At 27.7% G+C, this 26,488-nt stretch carries 25 protein-coding genes and 1 tRNA gene; 19 read left to right on the forward strand and 7 right to left on the reverse strand.

Annotated elements, in window-relative coordinates:
- Positions 1-96: 96 nt before the first annotated feature.
- From JOP69_RS05980 to JOP69_RS06000, 5 genes are read right to left on the reverse strand one after another with little or no spacing between them, the layout of a single operon-like run.
- Entirely contained in the window at positions 97-1,050 is a 954-nt protein-coding gene (locus tag JOP69_RS05980; protein WP_203394340.1) for a MoxR family ATPase, read from the reverse strand.
- Complete coding sequence (locus tag JOP69_RS05985; protein ID WP_203394339.1) at positions 1,050-2,432, reverse strand: peptidylprolyl isomerase; 1,383 nt, start codon at positions 2,430-2,432, stop codon at positions 1,050-1,052. The genes JOP69_RS05980 and JOP69_RS05985 overlap by 1 nt, the downstream gene beginning before the upstream one ends.
- Entirely contained in the window at positions 2,398-3,183 is a 786-nt protein-coding gene (locus JOP69_RS05990; protein WP_252191200.1) for a hypothetical protein, read from the reverse strand. The genes JOP69_RS05985 and JOP69_RS05990 overlap by 35 nt, the downstream gene beginning before the upstream one ends.
- A 59-nt stretch (positions 3,184-3,242) precedes the next feature.
- Positions 3,243-4,877 carry a peptidylprolyl isomerase gene (locus JOP69_RS05995; RefSeq protein ID WP_203394337.1) on the reverse strand — a complete coding sequence of 545 codons (1,635 nt, stop codon included), beginning with the start codon at positions 4,875-4,877 and terminating at the stop codon, positions 3,243-3,245.
- 11 nt (positions 4,878-4,888) lie between these two features.
- Entirely contained in the window at positions 4,889-5,170 is a 282-nt protein-coding gene (locus tag JOP69_RS06000) for a DUF493 family protein (RefSeq protein ID WP_203394336.1), read from the reverse strand.
- 96 nt (positions 5,171-5,266) lie between these two features.
- Here JOP69_RS06000 and JOP69_RS06005 point away from each other — a divergent pair, with 96 nt between their 5' ends.
- The 5 genes from JOP69_RS06005 to JOP69_RS06025 all read left to right on the forward strand — a co-directional run bounded on the left by JOP69_RS06005 (position 5,267) and on the right by JOP69_RS06025 (position 9,758).
- Positions 5,267-5,809, forward strand: a complete 543-nt coding sequence (locus tag JOP69_RS06005; RefSeq protein WP_203394335.1) for an AAA family ATPase — start codon at positions 5,267-5,269, stop codon at positions 5,807-5,809.
- Positions 5,806-7,698, forward strand: coding sequence for an ATP-dependent DNA helicase RecQ (locus JOP69_RS06010; RefSeq protein ID WP_203394334.1), 1,893 nt, complete (start codon positions 5,806-5,808; stop codon positions 7,696-7,698). Before JOP69_RS06005 ends, JOP69_RS06010 begins: the two co-directional genes overlap by 4 nt.
- Positions 7,699-7,700: 2 nt before the next feature.
- Entirely contained in the window at positions 7,701-8,651 is a 951-nt protein-coding gene (gene fmt, locus JOP69_RS06015; protein ID WP_203394333.1) for a methionyl-tRNA formyltransferase, read from the forward strand.
- Between the two features lie 186 nt (positions 8,652-8,837).
- The gene (locus JOP69_RS06020) at positions 8,838-9,110 is read left to right on the forward strand and encodes an HU family DNA-binding protein (RefSeq protein ID WP_068449845.1); all 273 of its coding nucleotides are present in this window, start codon (positions 8,838-8,840) and stop codon (positions 9,108-9,110) included.
- Positions 9,111-9,209: 99 nt separating this feature from the next.
- Positions 9,210-9,758 (forward strand): YqgE/AlgH family protein, encoded by a 549-nt coding sequence (locus JOP69_RS06025; RefSeq protein WP_203394332.1) that lies wholly within the window; start codon positions 9,210-9,212, stop codon positions 9,756-9,758.
- Here JOP69_RS06025 and JOP69_RS06030 read toward each other — a convergent pair.
- Together JOP69_RS06030 and JOP69_RS06035 are read right to left on the reverse strand one after the other, a co-directional pair.
- On the reverse strand, positions 9,755-10,588 hold the full coding sequence (locus tag JOP69_RS06030; protein ID WP_203394331.1) for an aminotransferase class IV: 834 nt from the start codon (positions 10,586-10,588) through the stop codon (positions 9,755-9,757). The two genes, JOP69_RS06025 and JOP69_RS06030, sit on opposite strands and share 4 nt — an antisense overlap.
- 162 nt (positions 10,589-10,750) lie before the next feature.
- On the reverse strand, positions 10,751-11,134 hold the full coding sequence (locus JOP69_RS06035; RefSeq protein WP_203394330.1) for an START-like domain-containing protein: 384 nt from the start codon (positions 11,132-11,134) through the stop codon (positions 10,751-10,753).
- A 111-nt stretch (positions 11,135-11,245) separates the two neighbouring features.
- On the opposite strand from JOP69_RS06035, the gene JOP69_RS06040 reads away from it, so the two are divergent.
- The 14 genes from JOP69_RS06040 to JOP69_RS06105 all read left to right on the forward strand — a co-directional run bounded on the left by JOP69_RS06040 (position 11,246) and on the right by JOP69_RS06105 (position 26,109).
- Positions 11,246-11,319: transfer RNA gene (locus tag JOP69_RS06040), tRNA-Met, on the forward strand.
- Between the two features lie 73 nt (positions 11,320-11,392).
- Positions 11,393-12,727: a tyrosine-type recombinase/integrase gene (locus tag JOP69_RS06045; RefSeq protein ID WP_368378315.1), complete on the forward strand. Its 1,335-nt coding sequence runs from the start codon at positions 11,393-11,395 to the stop codon at positions 12,725-12,727.
- Complete coding sequence (locus JOP69_RS06050) at positions 12,724-13,695, forward strand: hypothetical protein (protein ID WP_203394328.1); 972 nt, start codon at positions 12,724-12,726, stop codon at positions 13,693-13,695. The genes JOP69_RS06045 and JOP69_RS06050 overlap by 4 nt, the downstream gene beginning before the upstream one ends.
- A gap of 440 nt (positions 13,696-14,135) precedes the next feature.
- Positions 14,136-15,161 carry an AAA family ATPase gene (locus JOP69_RS06055; RefSeq protein ID WP_203394327.1) on the forward strand — a complete coding sequence of 342 codons (1,026 nt, stop codon included), beginning with the start codon at positions 14,136-14,138 and terminating at the stop codon, positions 15,159-15,161.
- A gap of 9 nt (positions 15,162-15,170) precedes the next feature.
- On the forward strand, positions 15,171-15,368 hold the full coding sequence (locus tag JOP69_RS06060; protein ID WP_203394326.1) for a hypothetical protein: 198 nt from the start codon (positions 15,171-15,173) through the stop codon (positions 15,366-15,368).
- A 55-nt stretch (positions 15,369-15,423) separates the two neighbouring features.
- On the forward strand, positions 15,424-16,284 hold the full coding sequence (locus tag JOP69_RS06065; RefSeq protein ID WP_203394325.1) for a DUF6371 domain-containing protein: 861 nt from the start codon (positions 15,424-15,426) through the stop codon (positions 16,282-16,284).
- Positions 16,285-18,377: 2,093 nt separating this feature from the next.
- Positions 18,378-18,944: a hypothetical protein gene (locus tag JOP69_RS06070; RefSeq protein WP_215602661.1), complete on the forward strand. Its 567-nt coding sequence runs from the start codon at positions 18,378-18,380 to the stop codon at positions 18,942-18,944.
- Between the two features lie 227 nt (positions 18,945-19,171).
- Positions 19,172-19,864, forward strand: coding sequence for a hypothetical protein (locus tag JOP69_RS06075; protein WP_203395333.1), 693 nt, complete (start codon positions 19,172-19,174; stop codon positions 19,862-19,864).
- Between the two features lie 177 nt (positions 19,865-20,041).
- Positions 20,042-20,818 (forward strand): T9SS type A sorting domain-containing protein, encoded by a 777-nt coding sequence (locus JOP69_RS06080; protein ID WP_203395278.1) that lies wholly within the window; start codon positions 20,042-20,044, stop codon positions 20,816-20,818.
- A gap of 182 nt (positions 20,819-21,000) precedes the next feature.
- Positions 21,001-22,167: a helix-turn-helix domain-containing protein gene (locus tag JOP69_RS06085; RefSeq protein WP_203395279.1), complete on the forward strand. Its 1,167-nt coding sequence runs from the start codon at positions 21,001-21,003 to the stop codon at positions 22,165-22,167.
- 364 nt (positions 22,168-22,531) lie between these two features.
- On the forward strand, positions 22,532-22,993 hold the full coding sequence (locus tag JOP69_RS06090; RefSeq protein WP_203395280.1) for a putative phage abortive infection protein: 462 nt from the start codon (positions 22,532-22,534) through the stop codon (positions 22,991-22,993).
- 41 nt (positions 22,994-23,034) lie between these two features.
- Positions 23,035-23,478 carry a hypothetical protein gene (locus JOP69_RS06095; protein WP_203395281.1) on the forward strand — a complete coding sequence of 148 codons (444 nt, stop codon included), beginning with the start codon at positions 23,035-23,037 and terminating at the stop codon, positions 23,476-23,478.
- Between the two features lie 1,127 nt (positions 23,479-24,605).
- On the forward strand, positions 24,606-25,265 hold the full coding sequence (locus JOP69_RS06100; RefSeq protein ID WP_203395321.1) for an ATP-binding cassette domain-containing protein: 660 nt from the start codon (positions 24,606-24,608) through the stop codon (positions 25,263-25,265).
- A 244-nt stretch (positions 25,266-25,509) separates the two neighbouring features.
- Positions 25,510-26,109: a hypothetical protein gene (locus tag JOP69_RS06105; RefSeq protein WP_203395334.1), complete on the forward strand. Its 600-nt coding sequence runs from the start codon at positions 25,510-25,512 to the stop codon at positions 26,107-26,109.
- Positions 26,110-26,488: the final 379 nt, after the last annotated feature.

Below are 26,488 nucleotides of genomic sequence, written 5' to 3' on the forward strand. Positions count from 1 at the left end.
AAACGCAAAGTTTGCAAAGTTTTAACACCTAATTCTTTGCGAACTTTGCGTTTTTCTTTACCTCTTTGCGACTTCTCTATACCTCTAGAGTTCGTTTTACAACAAAGAATTAATAATATCTGCAACAGAAACACCTTCAGCTTCTGCTTTATAATTTTTTACAATTCTGTGCGATAAAATAGGGATAGCTACTGCTTTTACATTTTCTATATCCGGAGAAAACTTTCCGTTTATGGCCGCATGAGCTTTAGCCGCTAAGATTAAGTTTTGAGATGCTCTAGGACCTGCTCCCCAATCTAAGTACGATTTTACTAAATCTGTAGCTTCTTTAGATTTCGGCCTTGTTTTACCTACTAAACGAACTGCATATTCAATAACATTATCGGCAACAGGAATTTTACGTATTAGTTTTTGAATTTCCACAATTTCTTCCGCAGAAAATAATGACTTTATAATTTCTTTTTTATTACCCGTTGTACTTTTTACAACAGCTACCTCTTCTTCAAACGAAGGATATTCTAAATAAATAGAAAACATAAACCTGTCTAATTGCGCTTCTGGCAACGGATATGTTCCTTCTTGCTCAATTGGGTTTTGTGTTGCTAACACAAAAAAGGGTAAATCTAATTTATAATGATTTCCAGAAACGGTTACAGAACGCTCTTGCATCGCTTCTAACAAAGCTGCTTGTGTTTTAGGAGGAGTTCTATTTATTTCATCTGCAAGTATAATATTAGAGAAAATAGGCCCTTTTATAAATTTAAAATGTCTGTTTTCATCTAAAATTTCACTTCCTAAAATATCTGAAGGCATTAAATCGGGCGTAAATTGTATTCTTTTAAAATGCAATCCTAAAGCATCGGAAACAGTATTTACCAACAACGTTTTTGCTAAACCCGGCACTCCAACTAATAAGGAGTGACCACCACAGAAGACAGACAACAAAGTAAAACTAACAGCTTCATGCTGCCCAATTATAACTTTACCAATCTCTGTTTTTAACTTGTTGTATTTATCTACTAAATCTTTTACTGCTTTTACGTCAGACATTATTTATTTACTTCTTTTTTCCAGTTCTTCTCAAACGTACATTTACTATACGCAGGTCCAATATTAATGTAGGTATCTTTTATTTTTTCTTTAGACCATTTTGTAATGGTTTCTTCTTTCTTTTTTTGAAGTGCTAATTGTTGTACTTTCACATAATCTTCAACAATATCTGCAACATGCGTATCTGTTCTATCTTTCATTAAAATGAACTTGTACATTTTATCACCAGATCTCTCCTCATCATAAAAAGGGTCTGTCATTTCTCCTTTTTTAAGATCACTTACTCTTGCATAAAAAGTAGGATCCATTCTGGTTAAATCAAACTTAGATTCTCCTGTAGACGGATTAACAATAAGTCCACCATTATTCTTCGTGTCATCATCATTAGAATATTTTTTAACAGCTTCCTCAAAAGTTAATTCTCCTCCTTTAATTTCTAAAATAATATGTTCTGCTTTATCTTTAAGTTCCTTCATTTTTTCTTCAGGAATTTCTGGTTGCATTAATATATGAGAAGCAACTCTTGTATTCCCTTTAATTGCATGTAATTGCATAATATGATAACCAAATTGCGATTTAAATGGTTTAGAAACTTGACCAACGTCTAAAGTAAATGCCATTTCTTTAAATTCCTTAATAAAAGCAGACTCTTTTGTTACCGTATATTCACCTCCATTACTTGTTACTCCAGGATCATCAGAATTAATAATAGCTTTCATTCTAAAACTAGATCCCTCTTCTATTTCTTTTTTTAGTTCATTTAATTTATTAATAATTCTGTCTGTTTCTTCTTTTGTAGGTATTGCTTTTAAAACTACTTGAGCAAGTTCTATTTCTGCCGGAAACTGAGGTAATTCTCCTTTTTCTTTTAATCCATTATAATACAAACGCACCTCTTCTGGAGTAACATCTATCTTTTCTGTAATTTTTTGTTGCTCTTTTTCTATTAAAAGATTTTCTGTTTGAACCGTAGACAATTCCTTTTTTAAATCATCTAAATCATTAAAACCATATGCTTTAATTACTTTTTCTTCACTCCCGTATTGCTGTGTAAAATATTTGATACTTCTATCTACTCTACCCATAACTTCTGAGTCGGAAACAGTAACACTATCTACAATGGCATGATGCGCCAATAATTTCTGTTGCATCAGTTCTTCTAGCATTTCACAATCTGTAATTTTTACTTTTCCTTCACTTCTTAATTCTACTTCTTGTTTAAATTTAGCAATATCAGAATCTAAAACAATGTTTTTACCAATAACCACTGCTACACCATCTATTTTTACTTTTTGTGCTGATGTTTGCAATCCTAAAAACCCTAGAAAAAGGGTAAAAATTGAAATTTTAATATATTTTGAAATTGTTGTTCTGTGTTGCATCTTTTACTATTATTTTTTCTATCTCTCTTAATAATTCAATTTTACGTTTATGTAAAATCATTTGTTTTATTGTAGGTGTAATATAACTTAAAGGCGCTATAGAATTTCGTTCTAACACGTCATTTATAGCCACCAAATATAAACCTATTGAATCTTGTTTTTCGATGAATTTTGTTTTTTTTAACAGTTTTTCCTTTGAAAAAGGAAGTTTTAACAAAATGTTATCTAATTGCGTCCAAACAGAGTCGTTAAACTGATAAGATTTAAAACTTAGTTCTTGTTTTTCTAATATTTCTAGGTCGCTAATACTATCGGATTTAAAAAGCTTTAAAATATTTTTTTTGTCTTTTATATTCTTATCTACATGAAGGAATTTTATTTTAACAAGTTCTTCATTTAATTTAAAATTCTCTTTATTCAACATATAATATGCCGCTAGTTCTTCATCAGAAATAACAGTATCTAATTGTTGTTTTATTAATTGTTCTTTAAAGTTATTAATTAGCAAACTTTCTTTATAATCTTTAACCAAATCATCTATTTGATTCATCGTTTCTAAAGAACTATTATTCTTAGCTTTTTCTAGTAAAAGTCTTTTTATTGCCCAATTCTGAATATAGCTTTTCACTAAAACTAGGCTATCACTTTTACTTATATTTTTAGGTAAAATATTTACCAAATCTTCTCTAAAAAGCTTTTCTGTATTAACAATAGCTACAATTTCTGAAGTATTGGTTTCTTTCTCTTTCATTGTAAAAAAATCACAAGAAGAAAAAAGAACAAGACAAAATAAGATAGCTAAATATTTCATTATTTATTTTTGTAAAAATTTATTAATTTTTTCAATTCTTTTTTACTTACTTTAATTTTGCTCTTTTTTCTTAAATCTGCAATCCAATTTTCTTCTAAAAAGTTTTGATAATCATTTATTACCTGACCTTTTATACTTTTTAAATCAGTTGTTTTATAATTAGTAGTGTGTGTATCAAAAAACTTTTGCAAACCAATGGTATCACTAGAAGATTTTGTCCATATTTTTTCTTGCATTAATTCAAAAAGCAACAAACCATCTTCATACTCTTTTAAAGTATATGCATATTCTGGTTCTGTATAAATTAAGTTTTCTTTGTAATACGTTAATATTTCTTCCTCTTCAAACATTTCAAAAAGTTTAAAAACGGCTAAATGTCTTCTATTTCTAATATATTTAATAAAAGCTTCTTGTGTAATATTTTTATCATTTATCCTTAAAATTGTGCTCTGTAATGAATCTATAGGAAGTGCTGTTAGATTTTTTTTATTTAAAATCTTTTTAGCTTCTTCAAATTCTGTAATAGTATATTCTTTTTTCAATTTATTTACAACTGCTTTTTCAGACAACTGCATTCTAGAACTTTTTTTCACCTTTTCTTTTAACTCTTTTTTCATTTCATCAAAAGATTGAATAGGATGTTTCTTTAATAGCTTAGCAATATGCCAACCAAAACGAGTTTTAAATGGTTTAGAAAAATCATTTATATTTTCTAAAGCAAATACGGCATCATCAAATGGTTTTACCATTCTACCTGTACCAAATTTACCTAACTTACCTCCATTCTTTTTAGAACCCGGATCTTCTGAGTACTGCATTGCTAGATCTTCAAATTTCTCTTTATTTTTTAATTTGGTATAAATACTATCTATCTTCAATTTACCTACAGCCGTTGTATCTCTAATTAAAATGTGTGCCGCTTCTATTTCACCCTTAGACTCTTTTAAATCATCTACTTGCATAATATGATATCCAAATTGTGTTCTAAAAGGCATAGAAATTTCACCTACTTTAGTATTATAAGCGGCTACCTCAAAGGGGTACACCATATTAAAAGCAGCGAAATAACCTAAATTACCTCCATTCCCTTTTCTTCCTGTTTTAGGATCATCTTGGGCAGATTTATCTTCGGAATACTGTGCTGCAATAGCTTCAAATTTTTCACCTTTTAGAATTCTTTCTCTCAATTCTAAGATTTTATTATAAAGCATTAAAGTGTCTTTTGGAGATGCTTCTCGTGGTAATCTTAATAAGATATGTTTTGCCTTAACTTGGTTTTTTGTTCTAAAATAAGCATCTTTTACCAACTGATCTATAAACGTAGTATCTTGTAAATAGGGCGCAGAAAGTTGGTTTTTATACGTTTCCATTTCTCTCTTATAAGAAGGCAGTGTATCTAAATGAATACTATAAGCTTCTTTTACTTTTAACTTGTAATTAATATACAAGTCTAAATTTTTAGAAACACTTTTAGCTTCTTTATTATCTATAGCATCTAAATTTTTTTCGTAGACTCTTTTAAATTCTGAAACAGTTGTTTTCTCTCCGTCTATAGTAACTAATGTTTTATCTTTCTTCTGTGAGAAGGCAGATATTGATACACCTAAAACTAATAATAAAACTATTTTCTTCATAAAATACGTAACTATAATGATATAATTCCTTTAATGTTTTCAGCTTTTAAATAATACGAAATCACTTTATCGGCACTTTCTATATTTAATACGATAGAAACGCTCACATATTTTCCGGTCTTAGACTTTTTTGTATTTATTACGGCTCCAGAATCGTTAAATAAATCTTCTACTTCTTGCACCTGATTGGCATCTGTAGGCACAATAAATTTATACAAATAATCTGCAGGAAATTTAGTAGTACCATTTAGTTGCTCTTTTAACTTTGCATAAAACTCTTTTTTATCACTCATAAAAACATGTTCTTAAATCTAAATTAATTATAAATAACAAGAAACAAAATTACATTAAAAATTAGTTTTATAAAGAGATTCATTTATTTTTGTGAAATGCAGCAAAAAATAGTCTTAATAGGTGGACCAGGAACGGGAAAAACTTCGGTTATAAATGAATTAACAAATAGAGGGTGTTTTTGTATGCCCGAAATTTCTAGAGAAGTAACTTTAGAGGCTCAAAAAAAAGGAATTGACCAACTGTTCTTAACAGAACCTTTATTATTTAGCAAAATGCTTTTAGAAGGTAGAGAAAAACAATTTTTAGAAGCGAGTAAAAGCAAGGAAAAAATTGTTTTTTTTGATAGAGGAATTCCAGATGTTCACGCATACATGGATTATTTTAAAACAGAATACCCGATAACATTTTTCGAAAAAAGCAACCACTATAAATACACCAAAATTTTTCATTTTTCTCCTTGGGAAGACATTCATACTACAGATAATGAACGTTATGAATCTTTTGAAGAAACTTTAGAGATTGACAAATTTTTAATGAACTCTTATACAGATTTAGGATACACCATCATTAATATTCCTTTTGGATCTTTAAAAGAAAGAGCCGATTTTGTTGTTAATTCGCTTGCTTGCGATTTATGATTGCTACAAAAGAAATATTAAAAAAATATTGGGGATTTTCTGAATTTAGGCCCCAACAAGAAGAAATAATTTCTGCTACATTGGCTCAAAAAGATGTCATTGCATTGCTGCCAACAGGTGGCGGTAAATCTATCTGTTTTCAAATTCCGGCTTTAGCAAAAGAAGGTGTTTGTTTGGTTATTTCTCCTTTAATTGCTTTAATGCAAGATCAGGTAGAAAACTTAACACAAAAAGGAATTAAAGCCACAAGCATTAAATCTGGCTCTACACAAGATGAAATGATTACCTTGTTTGACAATGTTAAATTCGGAAGCATAAAATTCTTATATCTTTCTCCGGAAAGGTTGCAGTCTTATTTTATTCAACAAAAAATAAAAGAATTAAACATCAATTTAATTGCCATTGATGAGGCACACTGTATTTCTGAATGGGGACATGATTTTAGACCTTCTTACAGAAATATCAATATTTTAAGAGAACTAAAACCCAATGTTCCTTTTATCGCCTTAACAGCAACTGCAAACCAAAGAGTTCTTGAAGATATTGCTACTAACCTTCAATTAAAAAACCCTCAACTTTTTAAAAAGTCTTTTTTTAGAGAAAATTTAGCATATCAAATATTTACCATTGAAGATAAATTACAACGCTTACTTCAAATATTTACAAAAACGAAAACACCTGCTATTGTTTATGTAAATTCTAGAAAAAAAACGACTCAGATTGCCGCGTTTTTAAATGCTAATAACTTTAAAAGTTCTTTTTATCATGGAGGATTATCATCCGTAGAAAAAAATAGTTCTTTTGAAAACTGGATGACCGAAAAAACGCCCATTATGGTGGCTACAAATGCCTTTGGTATGGGAATTGACAAAGCAAACGTTGGCTTGGTTATTCATTTAGATTTACCTACAAGTATAGAAAACTACGTACAAGAAACCGGTAGAGCTGGTAGAAGTGGTAAAAAATCATTTGCCGTTTTATTATTTAATAAAAATGATATTATATTATTTAAAGATCGATTAGAAAAAACACTTTTAAGCATCCCAGAAATTAAAGAGATTCACAAAAAATTATATCAATATTTTAGAATTTCTTTAGGCGAATTAAGCGAGGAGTCATATTCTTTTAATCTTTTAGAGTTTTCTAAAAAGTACAATTATTCCGTATTAAAAGTAGATACTGCTCTTAAAATATTAGCCAATAACGGAATTATAGAAATTAGCAATCAGTATAATAAAAAGTCTACTTTATTATTTATAGTGAGTAGTAAAACTGTTTTAAATTATTTGGATAAAAATCCAATGCTTAAAAAATTCACCAACTCCATATTAAGAACCTACGCAGGTTTATTTGAGGAAGAAGTAAAAATTGATGAATTTTTTATCGCAAAAAAAGCAGGTTTAACCACTAATCTGGTTTTAGCTAATTTTGAACGATTAGAAAACGATAATATTATTGCATATAAGCCTGTAAAAAATGATGCCGAACTTGTTTTTCTAGTACCTAGAGAAGATGATTACACCATAAACAGGTGTTCTAGAGAAATGAAGCAATTCATCCATCAGAAAAAACAAAAATCAGAAGATTTAATTGCTTTTGTAAATAACAATTCCCTTTGTAGAAGTAATCAGGTTTTAAGTTATTTTGATGAAATAAAAATAGAAAAATGTGGTATTTGTGATGTTTGTATTTCAGAAAACAGAAAGCCTACCAAAAATTTATCATCAGAAATAATACAACTTTTAGAGAATAAGCAAGTTTTATCATCCCAAGAAATTAGTGCGTCTTTAGTGGCGAATGAAAAAGACATTTTAATACATTTGCGACAATTATTAACCGATGATAAAATAAAAATTAATCATCAGAATAAATACCAATTAATCCACTAATTATGAAAGATGTACGTATTGTTTTTATGGGAACTCCAGATTTTGCCGTTACTATTTTAAAGCATTTGGTAGAAAATAATTATAATGTAGTTGGTGTTATTACAGCAGCCGACAAACCAGCGGGAAGAGGACGAAAGTTAAATGAATCTGCCGTAAAAAAATATGCTACTTCGGTAAACTTACCTGTTTTACAACCTACCAACTTAAAAAACGAGGATTTTAATAAAGAATTAAAAGATTTAAATGCCAATTTACAAATTGTAGTTGCTTTTAGAATGCTACCAAAAGTTGTTTGGCAAATGCCTAAATATGGTACATTTAACTTACACGCTTCTTTATTGCCAGAATATAGAGGTGCAGCTCCCATACATTGGGCTATTATAAATGGCGAAACTAAAACAGGTGTAACTACTTTTTTTATTGATGATAAAATTGATACGGGAGAAATTATCTTACAAGAAGAAATAGCGGTTTCAGAAATTGAAACAGTTGGTACATTACATGATAAATTAATGTTTTTAGGAGCCGATTTAGTTGGTAAAACAATAGACCTCATTGCTACTGAAAAAGTAACAACAACAAAACAACCCGATTTAGAAGAAAAATCTGCATCTAAGTTGAATCCAGAAAATTGTAGAATTGATTGGACAGATTCTTTAGAAAACATCTATAATAAAATTAGAGGTTTAAATCCATTTCCAGCAGCCTGGACCATTATTAAAAATGGAGAGGAAGAAATAACGGCTAAAATCTATGCCATTAGAAAAGAAAAGGAAGAAGAAGCTCATAATTTTATTATTGGTAAAATTTTAGCTACAAAGAAAGAGTTGAAAGTAGCTGTTAATGGCGGTTTCATTATTATTGATGAAATAAAACTATCTGGAAAGAAAAAAATGGATGCAAAAAGTTTACTAAATGGCTATACTTTTTCTTCTGAAGCGAATGTCTTCTAAAGCCTTTATCCGTATGGTTTTTACAGATTTTTGTGTTTTACAACTACCTTTATTAACAATTTACACATATTTATTAACAAAAGGGTACTTTTTTAGCACTCTAATTTGCGTAAACCCTTAATCCATCTATATTTGTTAAGCTATTAAGCAAAAAATATTCAATTAATTTTAAAAAATTTATTTATTATGAACAAGTCAGATTTAATCGATGCAATGGCAGCAGATGCTGGAATTTCTAAAGTAGCAGCTAAAGCGGCATTAGAATCTTTTACAGATAACGTAACTTCTGCTTTAAAAGGTGGAGATAAAGTTGCATTAGTTGGTTTTGGTACTTTTTCTGTTTCAAACAGAGCAGCTAGAACTGGTAGAAATCCTCAAACAGGAAAAACGATAGAAATCGCTGCTAAAAACGTAGCTAAATTTAAAGCGGGAGCTGGTTTAAGCGATGCTGTAAACTAAGACCTTTAGTTTTAAAGTATATAAAACTCTCTTTTTTAAGAGAGTTTTTTTTTATGAAAATTTTTATTACATTTAACAGAACCATTCTAAACTTATAAATTGAAACTAAATAAAGGTAAATTATTAATTGCAGAGCCATCTATTTTAAATGATAGCGCATTTAATAGAACCATTGTTTTACTTACAGAACACACACCCAATAACTCTGTTGGCTTTATATTAAACAGACCTTTAAATTATACTATTAACGATTTATTACCAGAAATTGATTGCAATTTCCCTGTATATCAAGGAGGTCCTGTAGAACAAGATAATCTATACTTTGTGCATAAAGTACCCCAACTACTCCCAGATAGTATAGAAGTTGCTAATGGCATTTTTTGGGGAGGAAGTTTTGAATGCCTAAAAAACCTATTAAACAACGACGCATTAAACACCTCTGATATTCGATTTTTCTTAGGATATTCTGGTTGGGAAAAAGAACAACTAGACCAAGAAATGAATCAAAATTCTTGGTTTATAAGCGATAATGATTTCGAGAATATTTTTTCTATGGATGATGAAAGCCTATGGAAAAATAAATTATTACAAAAAGGAGGAAATTATAAGCTTTGGGCAAATGCTCCTAGCGATTTTAATTTAAATTAATTTCCTGCAACCTGTAATACTTTTAAATTACTCCCTATTTTCTTTCCAATTTCCGTAGTAAAACTTTTTTTCTTATAACTAGTAACCGGTTGTACACCCATAATTGCATTTGTTATAAATACCTCATCTGCTTTTTGTATCTCAAAAGGTGAAATTGAAGTTTCTTCTAACGTATAATCTTTATTCTTAGATAAAATATCAATTACTTTATTGCGGGTAATGCCTTTAATACAACCTTCGGAAAGTGCAGGAGTTTTGATAACATTTCCTTTCACTACAAATATATTAGCATTTGTTACCTCTACTACCCCCTTTTTCTCATTTAATAAAATGCAATTATCTAATTCATTTTCATCTGCAAAAATACTAGCCAAAGTATTCAACATTCTATTATTAGTTTTTATAGTTGATAAAAGCCCTGAGTAATTATAAAAATCTTTATAAACATCTAAAGAATAAGATTCCTTTATTTGATAAAAACTTTCAGTAGCTTCTATAGTATAATCTATTTTATTAGATTTAGGCGTATATAAACCACCGTCTTTTCTAAAAACATTTAAGCGAACTCTATACGTACTTGCTTCAGCTTGGGCTGCTACCGTTTTTAAAATTTCTTGCTCTAAAGATTCCAAAGTAAATTCCATAGGAATTTTCATACGAAGCATTCTCATAGAAGCCATTAATCTAAAATAATGATCTTCCCAAAAAACCACTTTTTTATGCATCACTTTTACGGTTTCAAAAATGGCATCTCCATATTTAAAAGCTCTGTTTTCTGATGATAATTTTATATTTTCTGGATTTAATAATGCTCCATTAAAGTTAATCATAAATACGTTTTTTTAGAGTTACAAAATTAATGTTTTTAAAATATGTAAGCATAAAAAAACTCAACAATAATGTTGAGTTTTTTTTTTAAAAATCATATGTATTAAACCACAAAACCTGCAATTTTTTTTAAATGAATACTACTAATAAATAAAGATTAAAACTTAAGCTCCAATTGTATGTCTTAATTCATCTATTTGGTTTTCCCATAATTGTTTTGCTTCTTCCACATCATCTTCATCATCCGCAAAATCGGTAATAATTAAAGAAACGTCTTTTGTTAAGTCATCTACCTCAATTTTAATTTCAAAATAACTATCATCATCTTCACTTTCTAACCATTTAAAACGAATTCTATCATCCGTTTTCTTTGTAATTAATACTGCAATTTCTTCTTCGCCTTCCCAAGTAAAACTATACTCCTTACCTCTTGAGTTCACTTTATCTGCAAACCATTCTTGTAAATTAGAAGGTGATGATATATATTGATATAACATGTGCGGCGATGCGTGAATTGAAATTTCAAGTTCAAATTTTATTTTATCCATTATTCTTTTATTCTTAGGCTCACAATATAGTTATAAATTCTTTTTAAAAAAAATTTACTACACTACTTGTCAGTTTGTAAAATTCTATTATATTTGCAGCCTCAAAAGCATGGCGAGGTAGCTCAGTTGGTTAGAGCGCAGGATTCATAACCCTGAGGTCACGGGTTCAAATCCCGTTCTCGCTACAAACTTAATGTTAATTAAATCAACGAATTGTGTCTCACAATTCGTTTTTTTATGTCTTCATATTACTTACTTTTGCAAAAAGTACACGAAAAAGTACACGATTCAACTATGAAATTGAATTATTCTGAACCCAAAATATACACAGGTGGTATAGATATTAACTCATGGTCTAAGCTCTCCTTTAAGGAGAAAAAAGACGCACTTTCTAAAAGTTGGTACGTACATTACTCCTATCGAAATCCAACAACAGGAAGATTAAAAAGACAACCAAATATTAAAGGAGGTGCTAACAGATATAGAGACAGAAAAAGTCGTTATCATATTTTATCAATCCTTAAGGAAAGTTTAGAGTATGTTTTATCAGAAGGTTATAATCCTTATGAAGATAACAGTTCTTTAGCTGAATTTATTGAAAAAAAGCTTTTAAATAAAAATAAAGAAGTTAAAACCACAAAAACAGTAGTTAAGGAAATTCAGCCCTCTAAAAAAACAGAGATAATAAAAACTATTTATCCTATAGAAAAAGCTTTTAAACTTGTATTAAAAATTAAATTACAAATACAAAGTAAAAATTCTTATTCTAATTTTAATAGTAGAATAAATAGATTTGAAAAATGGTTAAAGAATGAAAAAATTGATTCAAAAGAAGACATTAATAGTATTACTAAGAAAACTGTAATACAATATCTAAACTCTGTATTACATTCTAGTAGTGCTAGAAATAGAAATAATACAAGATTAGACCTAAGTTCTCTTTTTCAAACATTGGTGGATAATGAAATAATACAGAGAAATTTTGTTAGTGAAATAAATGTGTTAAAAGCTACACCAGAAAGAAACAAAACATATACCAATACACAACAAGAAGATATTTTTAAATACCTAAAACAAAGTAATGAAATTTTATATTTGTTTGTACAATTTGTATCCTATAACTATTTGAGACCAGTAGAAGTATGTAGGCTAAAAATTAAAGATATTGATTTAACTGATAAGAAATTATATGTTAGAGCGAAAAACAAACCAGTTAAGATTAAAATTATTCCTGATATTTTAATTAAGCAACTACCCGATTTAACAAAATTAGATAAAGATGATTTTCTTTTTACCCCTGAAGTTATTGGAGGTAAATGGGATACTATAGAAAATAATAAAAGAAATTATTTTTCAAAGCAATTTAAAAAAGTAAAAGACCATTTTGGTTTAGGTAAAGATTATGGCTTATATAGTTTTAGACATACTTTTATTACTAAATTATATAAAGAAATGGCAAAAACCGCTACTCCATTAGAGGTAAAAAGTAAATTACAATTAATTACAGGTCATGCAGATATGAAAGCATTAGAAATGTACCTAAGAGATATTGATGCGGTTTTACCAGATGACTATTCAAACTTATTAAAATGATACATAAAAAATACTTCGGAATAATAGATGCCAAACAATTAGATTCTCTCAATTTTAATCAAATTGACACCTATTTATTTGACAAAAAATTAGCATATAAAAGCTATAGACAAACAAATACAAAACCAACACATACTAGTGAGTTAGGTGTAGTAAAAAATAGACTTGAAATTTCTGATAAAAATATGAGCTATTTATATATTGATGAAGTTACCGAAGTAGTTCATGATTTTCTTTTAGAACACTATAAAGCTGGTATTGGAGGAGAGAAAGCCTTATTTCAAAGAGATTTTGATGATGAAACATTTGGATTACCCGAATTAGAAAAGAAAAAGGTAGCCTTAGATTACTTTAATAAATATTTTAATTTAGTAAAAGGAGACTTTCCAATAGGTATGGAATACAACTCTAAACGAGAGATAGTAGCCGAAAAAAGATTTAAAACACTGTATGCTCTTAGAGAATCTTTTAGATATCAATTGCAAGAGCCCAATAATTTAGTTTTATCATACCTCCTTGGAAGTTTAGATTATTTTAGTAGAGAAACATTTGAATCTCTTCCTTTTTTAATTAAAATGTTCAATTTTGAAAATATTCTATCCATTCTGATTGACTTAAATAAAAAATTTAATTTTGAGCAAGAAAATTTTTTTACTCCAAAAACGAAAGCACAAAACATCTATGAAGAATATCATGAGCAATTCTATTCTTTAAAGCAGCTAGATTTTATAGAACAAGAGCTTAACATTGAATATAATAAAAAACCTAAATATATTACTAGTCTTTATTTCTTTTTTAAAAACGAAAAAAAATTAAAAATCCCTAAAGAACCAACTTTTAGGGAAATCATAAATCATTATTTTAATACTAAATTTAATAGGATTAAAGTTAGTGATTCATCAAGTAATTCACATCAAAAAAGGTTAAAACAGCTATCAAAAGAATGGGATGATTTTCAAAATAAGTAGCCTTTTTTTACCATTGACCCAACTTCGGTCTTTCTGACCCAGAAATACCCAGTATTTCCTCAACTGACCCTTTCAGTGCCCTTTTAATAACATCAATGTCTTCCTAACTTGCGCTTAGTTAAGTGCTGCTAGTGAAGACGTTGTGTTTATGGTATAAATTCATCATACTTTTTAGCAAGCATTTATTAATAGATTTATTAATAATACTTAAAAATTTAAAGTATGAAAACAACAGTTAATTTTAGAATTTACAACGAATACAAAGAAGAGCTTTAAATTCTAGCAAACAAAAGAGGAGAGAAAATTTCAGTAATTATTAGAGAAATAATTTCTGATTATCTATGTGAATTAAAAAAAGCTAATTCAGATAATAAACCAAATGTAATTACAATATTCATAGACGAAAAAGAAAACAATAATTCGTATTAAATCTATTCATTATGATAAGTAATACAATAGATAGAATTACGGATGATATAGCAAACAATCAAAAACTACTCGAAAACAATAGTACATTGAGTAGTTGTTTGGTTGTTAAAAAAGCCAACACATGGGTTGAAGAAGCTAAAAATAGACCAATACCCAATATGCTCTTTAGTGAATTGTGGTATGAAAAAGAAGTTTGTATTCTTTTTGCAGATACAAATTTAGGGAAATCTATTCTAGCCGTTCAAATTGCAGATAGTATCAGTAGAGGAACTGCTATTTCTGGCTTTAAATTAGAAAGTGACCCCAGAAAAGTACTGTATTTAGACTTTGAGTTGTCTGATAAACAATTTGAAAACCGTTGTTCAGAAGAATATCAAAACCATTATCAATTTAGCTCTAATTTTTTAAGAGCTGAAATTAATACCGAACTTGATATACCTAAAGAGTTTAAAGGTGTTGAAGATTACCTATGCGCTACATTAGATATAATTATTAAAAATAATGATGTCTCGGTTTTAATAATTGATAATCTTACTTTTTTAAGTAGTGAAAATGAGAAAGCAAAAGATGCTTTAGTTTTAATGAAAACTCTTAAAAAATTATCACAGAAAGAGGATTTATCAATTCTAGTTTTAGCACATACACCTAAAAGAGATGAATCTAAACCCATCAGTAAAAATGATTTAGCAGGTAGTAAAATGTTAATGAATTTTTGTGACAGTTCGTTTGCCATTGGTACAAGTTCTCAGGACGCTTCATTTAGATATATCAAACAAATTAAACAACGTAATACAGAACATTTATATCATTCTGAAAATGTAATAGTATGTAGTGTAGAAAAGGAATCTAACTTTTTAGAATTTCAGTTTGTAGAATTTGGATCAGAGAAAAATCATCTTAAAACTTTTGGTTCTTCAGACTTAGAAGAAAGAGACGAGCAGATGAAGTCTTTAATTTCTGAAGGAAAGTCAAATGTTCATATAGGTGAAATATTTAGTTTATCCGAAGGAGCTGTTAGAAAAAGAAGAAAAAAATAGATATCTAGAATGAATGCTTCTGATGTACATACTATAGCAAAAGCTCTTTCAAAAGAAGAGTATATAAAGCTATACGAAATAATCAGAAGTGAAGTAAACCCAGATCCTATAAAACTAAAAAAGAAAAATAAGTTACCAGATTTTACACTAGAAGATGGATTGCGTTATTTACTAAAGAATCACATAACAAAAACAATTAAAACATAATCGTACCATTCGTACCCATAATAATGGTACGAATGGTACGAGGTGTATATATAATATGAATAATTCTTATAAGTATAGTTTAGACAGAACAAGTAAAAAATTTGTTTGCCCCAATTGCCATAAAAAGACCTTTGTGAAATTTATTGACAAGGAAACAAAACATTATCTAAATGATATTGATGGCAGATGTGATAGAGAAAGTAAGTGTGGTTATTTTAAAAAACCTTCAAATAACATTTGTATTACAAATAACAATAACTCTATCACAACTGTAATACAACCAACGTATCACAGTAAAGATATTGCAGTAAAATATTGTGATACATTGCAACAAAGTAGCTTTATTAGCTATTTATTAAGCACTTTTAGCGTAAAAAGTGTAATACAAGCCATAAAAACGTACAACATTGGTATTACAAACTATTGGCAAGGAGCAACTATATTTTGGCAAATAGATACTAAAAAAAAAATAAGAGGTGGTAAAATTATGTTGTACAATTGTAACACAGGTAAAAGGGTGAAACAACCTTATAATCATGTTAGTTGGATGCACAAGCAATTGAAGTTAGACAACTTTGTATTACAACAATGTTTATTTGGTTTACATCAAATAAATAATATTTCAAAAGATGATACTATTTGTATTGTAGAATCTGAAAAAACTGCCGTAATAATGAGTATAGTAATACCAAATTTCCTATGGTTAGCTACAGGTAGTAAAACAGGTTTTAAAAAAGAAATGCTACAACCTATAAAAGAGTATAAAGTTATTGCCTACCCAGATAAAACAGAATACAAATCATGGAATGAAAAAGCAATACTTTTAAATAAAGAAGGATTTACTATTCAATGTAGTTCTTTATTGGAAAGTTTAGATCTTAAAGAAGGTTGTGATTTGGTGGATTTTTTATTGTAATATATTAATTTCAAATTGTGTTTTTACGTGAGCAATCACAAGCTACATTCATTAAGGCATAGTTTTACAAACCATTTATTGAAAAAGGAATGGATATTAGATATATCCAAAAACTATTAGGGCCTAGTCCAAAAAAAATCATGTTTTACACACACGTTACATAGACAAGTTTAAAAAAATTAAAAATCTGTTTGATGATTTATTTTAATCACTTACTTTTATAAAAAAACGGATATAAGTATACTAAACCTTTGCATATCCCAGCAAAACGGAATAATAAAAGGATAAAAGTTCCTTATATAAACAAGTTGCTAAAAATTGCTAAGAAATCTCAATCAGCTTAGGAAATAATAAATAAAAATCTAGAAATTCAAATAGTTAGACACTCTCTCGCTAATGGAAAATTCTGAAGGAATTTTAGGTATTTATTTTAAAATTGAAAACATCAAAAAAATAAGCTTTGAGTAGTTAAATGGTTGAGAAAAATAACAAGAAAGTATTTTCTGAAAACCGAAAAACATCAAAATTGTTGTCTCAATTGAATGTGTGAAAAACTTCTCATGCGCTGAAAAACTAAAATTTGGAAATTTGAATAAAATAATTAAAATTGTTACTTCAATTAAGCTTCTGAGAAATCACTCAAATGCTGAAAACAAAATTTGAGTAAACTATGGAATTTAAAAAAGTAAAAGGATTTTTACTAGAATTCTGAATTTTGAAAAAACGATTAGAATTAGAAAATAAAAAACAACTTTAAGCAACACTATGTATAAAAAATTGCTATTTTTAGCTTTAGTAAAAGTAGTTGCTTTTTTGTAAACAACAATTTTCCTGCGGAAAATAGCCGTTCACTTAAATCGCAACTTTCCATAACACAACAACGTTAGCCAAAATAGCGCGAAAAAATTCTGACTCATCAAAAAAGGTCCGTTAAAACAATGATTATTCACACAAAATAAAGCGAAAAAAATCTCACTCAAATGTTGAAAAAAATCAAAAAAGTGGAAAAGTAAAACACTCTCTCGCTAATGAAAAATTATATAATTTTGAAAGTTTGAGAAATTGAAAATGTTGAAATTTCACTCAAACTCTGAAAACTCAAATTGCGGAATTCTTACTCAAAATCTGAATTTAGCAAGTTTGCGGAATTGAGCAAATTACGGAATTAAAATCTTTGCGGAATTTTTACTCAAACTCTGAATATTGGAAAACGGAAAACTTTAAACGAAATAACAAACTGAAAAAAACAAATAACTTTGGCTAACAACTTGTATAAAAAATTGCTTAATTTGGCTTAATCAAAAATTTGTGCTTTTTTATAAACTCTATTTTTCCTGCGGAAAAATGCCGTTCATTTAAAACGCAAATTTCCATACAAAAATACGTTGTAAAAAACTTGCTGAAAGTATAATTTAAGAACAACAGATATTTAAAAATACATTTAGCTTTAAAGTCTGAAAACTCAAAAAAGCGAAATAAAACGTTTGAAAAATTAGGTTTTTGGAACACTCTCTCGCGAATCAAAATTTCGAAAAAAATAGAAGGTTTTTAGAATTTTAAGGAAGGAAAAAATAGTTCTTTTCGTTCGGAATTTTAAAACTCAAAAAAAAGGAAAAAGTTTGCGGAATTTAGCTTGTTTGAAAATATCTGAAAACTTGAAACTTCATTACTGTTTGAAACTAAAACCGCTGAATTGACAAAATATTGAGCAAAAGTCGGAAAAATTCGTTCCTAAAGACAAATTTAAAAAGGCTGAGAGATTTCTATGAGTAAAATAAAGGTTTACTCATGTTCTGAATTAAAAACTTGTGAAAACGCTGAAAAATCAAAATTAAGGAATTTACTCAGAAACTCTAAAAAAGAGAAAAAAGAAATAGGAATTTTATAACTTATAAAGTGGAAATTAAACACGCATTTTACAACACCTTGTATAAAAAATTGCTAAATTTGGCTTAATCAAAGTTTGTTGCATTTCTGTCAACTTCTATTTTCCTTCGGAAAATAGCCGTCGACTTAAAACGCAACTTTCCATACAAAACAACGTTGGCAAATATTAATCAATCAAAATCTGAAAATTAAAAAATAACATTACAATGAAAACAAATATGAGGAAAAAAAATCTGAAAATATTATTATTAATAACAATAATATCCTTTTGTATTAAAAGCAATGCTCAAAAAAATGATTTTATTGTTACATACTCTAATGATACGATTTATGTAGATCAAGTTTGGATAAAGTTTGACAATATTAAAGTAAAAAAAGATGGAAAAAAAACAAAATTTCTTTTAGAAGAAATAAAAAGTCTTTATAAATCAAAAGACGAATCATATTATGAGAAAATTGACAATCCAAACGCATTTTCTAGAAAAAGGGAAAAGGTATTTGCTGAAAGATTAACTGACGGTAAAATTAATTTTTATTATTATCATATTGGAGATGGAGGAATGACTGGAGGATATAGTTATTATTTTATATCAAAAAACGGAAGAATGAGTCAACTTTCAAACTTTGGGACTAAATCTTTTTATAAAGAAATTAAAAGATTTATTAATGATGACAAAGAAGTTTTATCAGAACTTAACTCCATAAAAAAAATAAAAATGGAAAATTTAATAAAATTAATAAAAAAGTATAATTCAAAAATTAAAAATATATAAGAGTTATATTTAATATATAAATTTAATTATATGGAAAATAAAAACATTTGCCAACACCGTATAAACTTTATTGCTGGTTTTAGCTCACTTGGGAAATTCCTCCGGAATTTCGCCGTTCGTACTTTATTTACTAAATTCACTGCTTAAACAACGCAACAAAGCTTATACAACAACGTTGGCAACAAACAAAATGAAAACCGTCTGAAACAGTATAATAGGAATATAAAATGATAGATTTTTTTAACAATTTTGATTGGAATGGCTTTTGGCTAAATGTGTTAGTTAGTTCTATTTTTTTTATACTAAGTATTCCATTAGCAATCAAATTTATTCCGATTTATACAATCAGACAATTAAATAAAAAAAACAAAAAATTTATTGCTCGAAAAATATCTTACGTAATTCAGGAAATGTGTGAATACTTAAACTATTCGCCATATTCAGATAAAGAACTTTACAAAGAAAAAATCTCAATATTTACGACAAAAAAAGATTTGAAAAATTATCGTTTTGTTGGATTACTGAAAATAAATGTATTCAACAAAGTTAACTATCCGAAAATATTCTTGATGATAGTTGAACATTTTAAAAAACTTCCAATTAATGAACAATTTGAATTAATCAAAAAGGAAAAAGAACGTGTTAAAGAACTAAGAGAAAAATTAGAAAAAACTATTGAAATCCATTCTCTTCATCTTAATGAAAAAATGATTTCTGAAATTAGTGACCTATGTTTAGATATTCGTTCATTTGAAATAAAATTTAAAGCTAATTTTGGAATAGATGATTTAATTGAAAAAGGAATCGCAGAAAGAAAAGGAGTTTTTGGAATATTAGAAATTGCAAAACTGAATGAAAGATTGGCTGTTTTATTAAAAGAACTTATTCAGGAAAAATATTTTGAAACAGAAATAGAATAAATGTCAGTTGCCAACACCGTATAAACTTTATTGCTGGTTTTGGCTCACTTGGGAAATTCCTTCGGAATTTCGCCGTTCGTGTTTTATTTACTAAATTCACTGCTTAAACAACGCAACAAAGCTTATACAACAACGTTAGGCACAAGCACAAATCTAACTCGAAAAAAAGAAGGAATTATGAAAAAAATAATTTTACTTTTTATTGTAAATTTTGCATTTACAATAAAACTTTTAGCTTGTAGTTATACACCAATTTCATTTTGTGAGACAAGTGAAACTTATTCAGAAAATTTAATTGTGTTTGGAAAAATAGTTTCTATTGACAATAATGGAATTGATTTTGAAATAATTGACATTCTGAAAGGACAAGAAAATAAGACTATTATTAGAATTTGGAATGGAGTTGATTTTGACTGTAATGGAAATTGGTCAATGACAGCATCTGAGTTAGGCGAATTAAATGAAACTTTGATCATTATACTTCCAAAAATAGTAGAGAAAAAAAACGATTGGGAAGTTATTGGAGAATATAGAAGACCAGATTTTTTTGGTTATACTCCGAATTTAAAAGTTGAAAATGGAATAATTTCTGGACTTATATCTGGAAATGTAAGTTATCCTTATGTGGAAGAACAGGCAAATTATGAAAACTTTAAAAACTCTTGGGAAACAAATCAGAATTGTTCAACTGTAGTTTTAGGAATTAAAAATTATGAATCTGAAGAAACATTTAAAATTCTTACACTTTCAAACAATAAGTTTAAAATTTCATCAAATAAGAATGCCGAATTTAAAATTAGAATTTTTAATATAAATGGTTTAAAGATTGAATCAAATGAACTTGTCGAGAAAGAATTTGAAATTGATTTATCAAAATATTCAGCAGGAATATATTTTATAAATTTAACATACGAAAACAACAAAATTCATAATTTCAAAATTATAAAAAAATAGAAGTAAGAATAAAAAGCCAGTGCCTAACACCGTGTAAAAAAAATTGCTAAATTAGTGCTTAACTAAAAGCAGTTGCATTTTTGCAAACTTCAATTTTCCTTCGGAAAATAGCCGTTCACAAAAATCGCAACTTTCTTTACACAACAACGTTGGCAACAAGCTAAAAACTCAATACAAATCGAATGTACATTTTAGGAATTAAAGCTGACAACATTGTTGAAGCAGACATAAAAAGACTAATTGAAAATCAAATTCAAGAAAATAAAAGCCTTGACTATAAACGAGATTTAAATTTTGCAAAGGACAAAGATAAAAAGGAGTTTTTGTTTGACATTACCGCAATGTATAACACTGATGGTGGATGTTTAATATTTGGTATTGAGGAAAAAAAAGACGAGAATAACCAAAATACTGGAAAACCTTCTAAAGTTACTGGAATAGAAATTGAAAACTCTGACAAGTTAACCCAACAAATAGAAGATATTGTTAAGAATTGTACAGAACCGAGTATTTCGTCTTTAATAATAAAAGAATTAAAAATTGATGCACTCAACGTATTAATTATTGGAATACCGAAAGGTTTAGGTTTACCTGCAATGGTTACATATAATCAAACAAATAAATTCTTTAAAAGAAGAAACAGCGGAAAATTTGCTGTAGATGTTTACGAACTAAACAATATGTTTATGCAAAACCAAATACTTAAAGAAAAAGCTAATTCATTCAGAAAAGAAAGAATAAAAAGTGTCTTAAATAAAGAAAGTTTACCAAACCTAAAAGTCGACAACTCTTATTTTATTCATATTATTCCATTTGGTTTTTTAGATTATAATATAATAGACTTCACACAAACAGCAAAGAATAATATTCTTGATATGAGACCTTTTAATGAAAGAGGTTGGGATAAGATGTATAACATTGATGGATATGCAACTTTTGGAACAACAGCAGATAGACAAGAAGTTTCATCTTACAATCAAATATTTCGCAATGGAATATATGAGGTTTATACTTCTGAATTATTCCATCAAACTCAAGCTGGAAAACTTGGATTTAATGGAGTTTTAATGATACAAGAGACAATTCGCTGTATAAAAGAAGCCTTATTAGTTTTAAATCAATTACAAGTAGAACCACCTTTTTTAATTTCTTTTAGTTTTCATAATGTTTTGGATAAATTAATGATAAATGGAAATAGTCAATTTTACAGAAGCTTTAAACAAAATGAAATTGTTTTTCCTTTAATATTAGTTCCAAATTATGAATCTGATATATATAGTTTAATAAAACCGAATTTTGATATTTTATGGCAATCATTTGGATTTTCAGAAAGCATTAAAATTACATAAAAGCCAGTTGCCAACACCGTATATAATTTATTGCTGGCTTCTCGCCTACTTACGAAAGTCCTCGCGAACTTTCTTGGTCGGTAATTATTTACTAAATTAGTTGCTTAAAACACGCAACAAACCATATACAACAACGTTAGCAAACATTATGAAAAAAAATTCCGTATACATATTAATTGTAATTCTTACGACACTTCCCTGGTTTGTTTATTTATACTTTTTTTTTGATTCAAAAATAATAGTTGACAATAATAGTTGGAGTCAATTCGGAGGTTTCATTGGAGGCGTTTCTGCTTCTTTAACACTTCCATTAACACTAACCTTTGTTTTCAGAACATATTTAAGTCAAAAAATGGTTGAAAAGTTGAATTTAGATTCTATCGAATTAAATAAATTTAATAATTACTTTTTTGAATTGCTTAAAACTTTTAACCAATATCGTTTTGAGCAAATGAAATTTTGGATAAAATCAGGAAATGAAAAAGAATGGGTATTTGGTTCAAGATTTTTTTTAGAAAGTCGCAGAATGTTTCAAAGGCATAAAGAAAAAGGATGTGCATTTTCATTAGCATATAATAAGACAGTAGATTTTAACAACTTAAGTTTTGAATATTATTTTAGAACTCTAAACACTTTATTTGAGTGGATAGAGAATGATAACATTAATCCAGTACAGAAGAAAAAATATATTGACTTAATTATAAATTCTCTTACCAATGACGAAAAATTTTTTATTAAAAATTTAGAGAAATTAGAATATGATTGGAATTTAAGTGTCTTGAAAAATAAAACAACAGATTTAATACTAAACTTTGACTATAAATAACGATTTATCAATAATTTTTAGCGGCTATTAAAAACAAAAAAATGGGACTATTTAATAGAAAAATAAAAAAACAAACTGAATTACATAAAGAATTAGATTTAAATATTGACAAATTTGAATATTTATGCTCTGACAAAAATAACGGAGGAACTGAATATAAAATTTATATTAAAAAGTTGGAAAAATTACAATTTAATTTATTTACTAAAATTGAAATGTATGAATTTACAGATGGAAGTAAAAATGTTTTCTTGAGAAGTGATATAAATAATACTGATTACGATGAATTAAAGAATTTTGTCAATAAATTAATCAAAATGTATGGAAATGATTTTACTAATTCAGGAAAATTAACTGAAGATGAAATCGACAATATTGCAATAAATAATTTTTGGTCAGGTAGAACTTGGAATAATACAAAACCAATCATTTCTATTGACGCTTTAGATGATGAGTATTTTACTTTGACATTTTTAGGCGTTTAATACATAATTTGAAATATGAACAAGAATATAATAAAACGTTTGCTAACACCGTATATAATTTATTGCTGGCTTCTCGCCTACTTACGAAAGTCCTCGCGGACTTTCTTGGTCGGTAATTATTTACTAAATTAGGTGCTTGAAACACGCAACAAACCATATACAACAACGTTACCAAAAATAGCTCAATCACTCAAATGCTGAATTGAAAATAGCTTTTAAAATCCAAAAAAAGGAATATAAATTGCGAAACACTCTCTGAAGACTGGAAAATTCTGAAAGAATTTTGTTTGTTTTTTATAGAATTTAGAAAGTTTAAAAAAATAAAAACTGAGCATTGCGGAATTATCTCTAAAACGAAAATTCAGAAAGGCTGAGAATTTATTGAAATAAAATTATTGTAAGAATTAAACACGTGAGAAAACACTCAAACGGTGAAAAACCAAAAAAGCGGAATTAAGCAAAATGTGGAGTAAAAACTGTGTGAAATTATCTTAAAGTAAAAATTTAGAAAGGTTGAAAATTTATTGAAAATCAAAAAAATATAAAATATTGGCGGAATTTTCACTCGAACGCTGAATTCAGAAAATAATAAGGAAAATTGGAAAATTAAAAAAACTACTTTTGGTAACACCGTGTATAAAAAATTGCTTATTTTTAGCTTAACCGAAGGCAGTTGCATTTTTACTCACTTCAATTTTCCTGCGGAAAATAGCCGTTCATAAAAATCGCAACTTTCCATAACACAACAACGTTAGCTACAATTCCACTCATTTCCAAAAAACAATTACTTTTAGAAAAGATAAGAGTTTGACAATAAATAAAAAAACAGAATAGTGAAAAAGATACATTTAATATTTTATTTTTATAAGTCATTTGCATTAGCAAGTATCATAATATCTGGATTTTTATGTTATTTAATAAATCTTTGGGAAAGAAATGGATTAATAATTTCGATACTAATATTCTTTAAAATAATTACATTAGGAATTATCTACTATTTTATAAATGACTCATATAAAGACGAATTTATTTTTTACAAAAACCTTGGTTTATCTGAAAAATACTTATGGATTTCAACTATTAGTTTTGACTTTATGATTTATTTTATAATGATAATATTAACTTAAATGAGAAAAAATAAATTAGAAATCGATAGTGTTTTATTTGAAGTTAAAAATAATCAAATATTAAATAATGTCTATTTGAAACTTGAAACAGGAACTATTACAGCTGTATTAGGAAGAAATGGTGCTGGAAAATCTTCTTTGTTCAAAATAATTATGGGAACTCTCAAACCAAGAGAAAAATCCTTACGAATTAACGAAGTTTCTTTTTTCAATAAAAATCCTTCAAATAAAGATATTTTATATTTATCACAAAACAATTTTATTCCAAAAAAACTGAAAATAAAAACAGTATTCAATTTTTTTAAATTAGATTTTTTTGATTTTGCAGAATCTTTCCCAGAATTTAAAAACATATCAAAAAATTGTTTAGGAACATTATCTGGAGGAGAAAGAAGAATTATTGAAACATATCTCATTTTAAAATCGGAATCAAAATTTGCAATACTTGATGAGCCTTTTTCTCAAATTATGCCTGTTCACGTTCAAAAAATTAAGAATTTAATTATTCAATCTAAAGAAAAAAAAGGAATATTAATTTCAGACCATTTATATGAACATATCAAGGATATAAGTGATGAAATTTACTTGGTAGCTAATAAAAAGGTTTACTTAACAAAAGAAAAATCTGATTTAATTAGGTTAGGCTACTTGAGAAAATAACTGTAGCTAACACCGTATATAATTTATTGCTTGCTTCTCGCCTACTTACGAAAGTCCTCGCGGACTTTCTTGGTCGGTAATTATTTACTAAATTAGTTGCTTGAAACACGCAACAAACCATATACAACAACGTTGTAAAACATTTGTCTAAACCAAGAGACAGCTTTACTCACCGAAAAGTATAGTTAACTAAATATGATTTGATTAATACAAACCAAATTTGAATATTTGAAAAACGAAAACAATGAAAAACATACTATTTACTTTGATTTTAACTTTAAATTTTGCTGTTTCAAATGCAACAGATAAAGAAATAATAGCCGAAGTTGTATTTGAGAATTTAACAACTAAAGAATCAATTTCAGGAGAATTCTACATAAATGAAACTAATGAAAAAATTGAAATAGCAAATATTGAAAACTTCAAAATAACATTACCAAAAAAAGGAAAGTATCTGTTTAGGTTTATTACAGAAGACTTTATTGCTTTTATTTCTTACCCAAGAAGAATTACTAATAAAAAAAATGTAATTACAATTAAACTAATGTCAAAATATTACTCCGCGAATTTGGAAACTGACGTTACAAATGAAGAGATTGAAAATAGAATTTCAGACGAAAATGTGAATTTTATAATGCACGGAATAGACAACTCAATACCAATTGAATATTTAGAATTTAAGAAAAAATACGGAATTGGATTAATAAAGGAAAATTGTGTAATCGACCCAATTTCAATGAAAAAAGCAAGAGAAAATAATCAGAGAATTTTAAAATATTTGACAGATAAATATGGAGAAAACTGGTTGAAAGAACTAAAATCAAAACCATTCGGAATAAAATAAAACGTTTTACAACACCGTATAAACTTTATTGCTGGTTTTAGCTCACTTGGGAAATTCCTCCGGAATTTCGCCGTTCGTGTTTTATTTAGTAAATTCACTGCTTAAAAAACGCAACAAAGCTTATACAACAACGTTGCAAGTAATAGCGGAAAAAACTCAGGCTGAATAAAATTGTGGTTCGAAATTCTTCATTTTTTGAGTTTTTAAAGTGCGAGAAAACTGAAAATTGCTGAACAATCACTCGCGAATCAAAAATTTCATCAAATTGCGGAATCTCCAATATTGTGGAATTTAGCAAAGTTCGGAATTAAGCAAGTTTGCGGAATTTTCTCTCTTACTCAAAACAGGAAAAAAGGTTTCCAAAATTGCGGAATTGAGT

The organism is Polaribacter sp. Q13, assembly GCF_016858305.2.
GTDB lineage: Bacteria > Bacteroidota > Bacteroidia > Flavobacteriales > Flavobacteriaceae > Polaribacter.

Coding starts and splice junctions, on each gene's coding strand:
- JOP69_RS05980 (WP_203394340.1), bottom strand. CDS start 1,050: ATGTCTGACGTAAAAGCAGTAAAAGATTTAGTAGATAAATACAACAAG.
- JOP69_RS05985 (WP_203394339.1), bottom strand. CDS start 2,432: ATGCAACACAGAACAACAATTTCAAAATATATTAAAATTTCAATTTTT.
- JOP69_RS05990 (WP_252191200.1), bottom strand. CDS start 3,183: ATGAAAGAGAAAGAAACCAATACTTCAGAAATTGTAGCTATTGTTAAT.
- JOP69_RS05995 (WP_203394337.1), bottom strand. CDS start 4,877: ATGAAGAAAATAGTTTTATTATTAGTTTTAGGTGTATCAATATCTGCC.
- JOP69_RS06000 (WP_203394336.1), bottom strand. CDS start 5,170: ATGAGTGATAAAAAAGAGTTTTATGCAAAGTTAAAAGAGCAACTAAAT.
- JOP69_RS06005 (WP_203394335.1), top strand. CDS start 5,267: ATGCAGCAAAAAATAGTCTTAATAGGTGGACCAGGAACGGGAAAAACT.
- JOP69_RS06010 (WP_203394334.1), top strand. CDS start 5,806: ATGATTGCTACAAAAGAAATATTAAAAAAATATTGGGGATTTTCTGAA.
- fmt (WP_203394333.1), top strand. CDS start 7,701: ATGAAAGATGTACGTATTGTTTTTATGGGAACTCCAGATTTTGCCGTT.
- JOP69_RS06020 (WP_068449845.1), top strand. CDS start 8,838: ATGAACAAGTCAGATTTAATCGATGCAATGGCAGCAGATGCTGGAATT.
- JOP69_RS06030 (WP_203394331.1), bottom strand. CDS start 10,588: ATGATTAACTTTAATGGAGCATTATTAAATCCAGAAAATATAAAATTA.
- JOP69_RS06035 (WP_203394330.1), bottom strand. CDS start 11,134: ATGGATAAAATAAAATTTGAACTTGAAATTTCAATTCACGCATCGCCG.
- JOP69_RS06050 (WP_203394328.1), top strand. CDS start 12,724: ATGATACATAAAAAATACTTCGGAATAATAGATGCCAAACAATTAGAT.
- JOP69_RS06055 (WP_203394327.1), top strand. CDS start 14,136: ATGATAAGTAATACAATAGATAGAATTACGGATGATATAGCAAACAAT.
- JOP69_RS06060 (WP_203394326.1), top strand. CDS start 15,171: ATGAATGCTTCTGATGTACATACTATAGCAAAAGCTCTTTCAAAAGAA.
- JOP69_RS06065 (WP_203394325.1), top strand. CDS start 15,424: ATGAATAATTCTTATAAGTATAGTTTAGACAGAACAAGTAAAAAATTT.
- JOP69_RS06070 (WP_215602661.1), top strand. CDS start 18,378: ATGAAAACAAATATGAGGAAAAAAAATCTGAAAATATTATTATTAATA.
- JOP69_RS06075 (WP_203395333.1), top strand. CDS start 19,172: ATGATAGATTTTTTTAACAATTTTGATTGGAATGGCTTTTGGCTAAAT.
- JOP69_RS06080 (WP_203395278.1), top strand. CDS start 20,042: ATGAAAAAAATAATTTTACTTTTTATTGTAAATTTTGCATTTACAATA.
- JOP69_RS06085 (WP_203395279.1), top strand. CDS start 21,001: ATGTACATTTTAGGAATTAAAGCTGACAACATTGTTGAAGCAGACATA.
- JOP69_RS06095 (WP_203395281.1), top strand. CDS start 23,035: ATGGGACTATTTAATAGAAAAATAAAAAAACAAACTGAATTACATAAA.
- JOP69_RS06100 (WP_203395321.1), top strand. CDS start 24,606: ATGAGAAAAAATAAATTAGAAATCGATAGTGTTTTATTTGAAGTTAAA.
- JOP69_RS06105 (WP_203395334.1), top strand. CDS start 25,510: ATGAAAAACATACTATTTACTTTGATTTTAACTTTAAATTTTGCTGTT.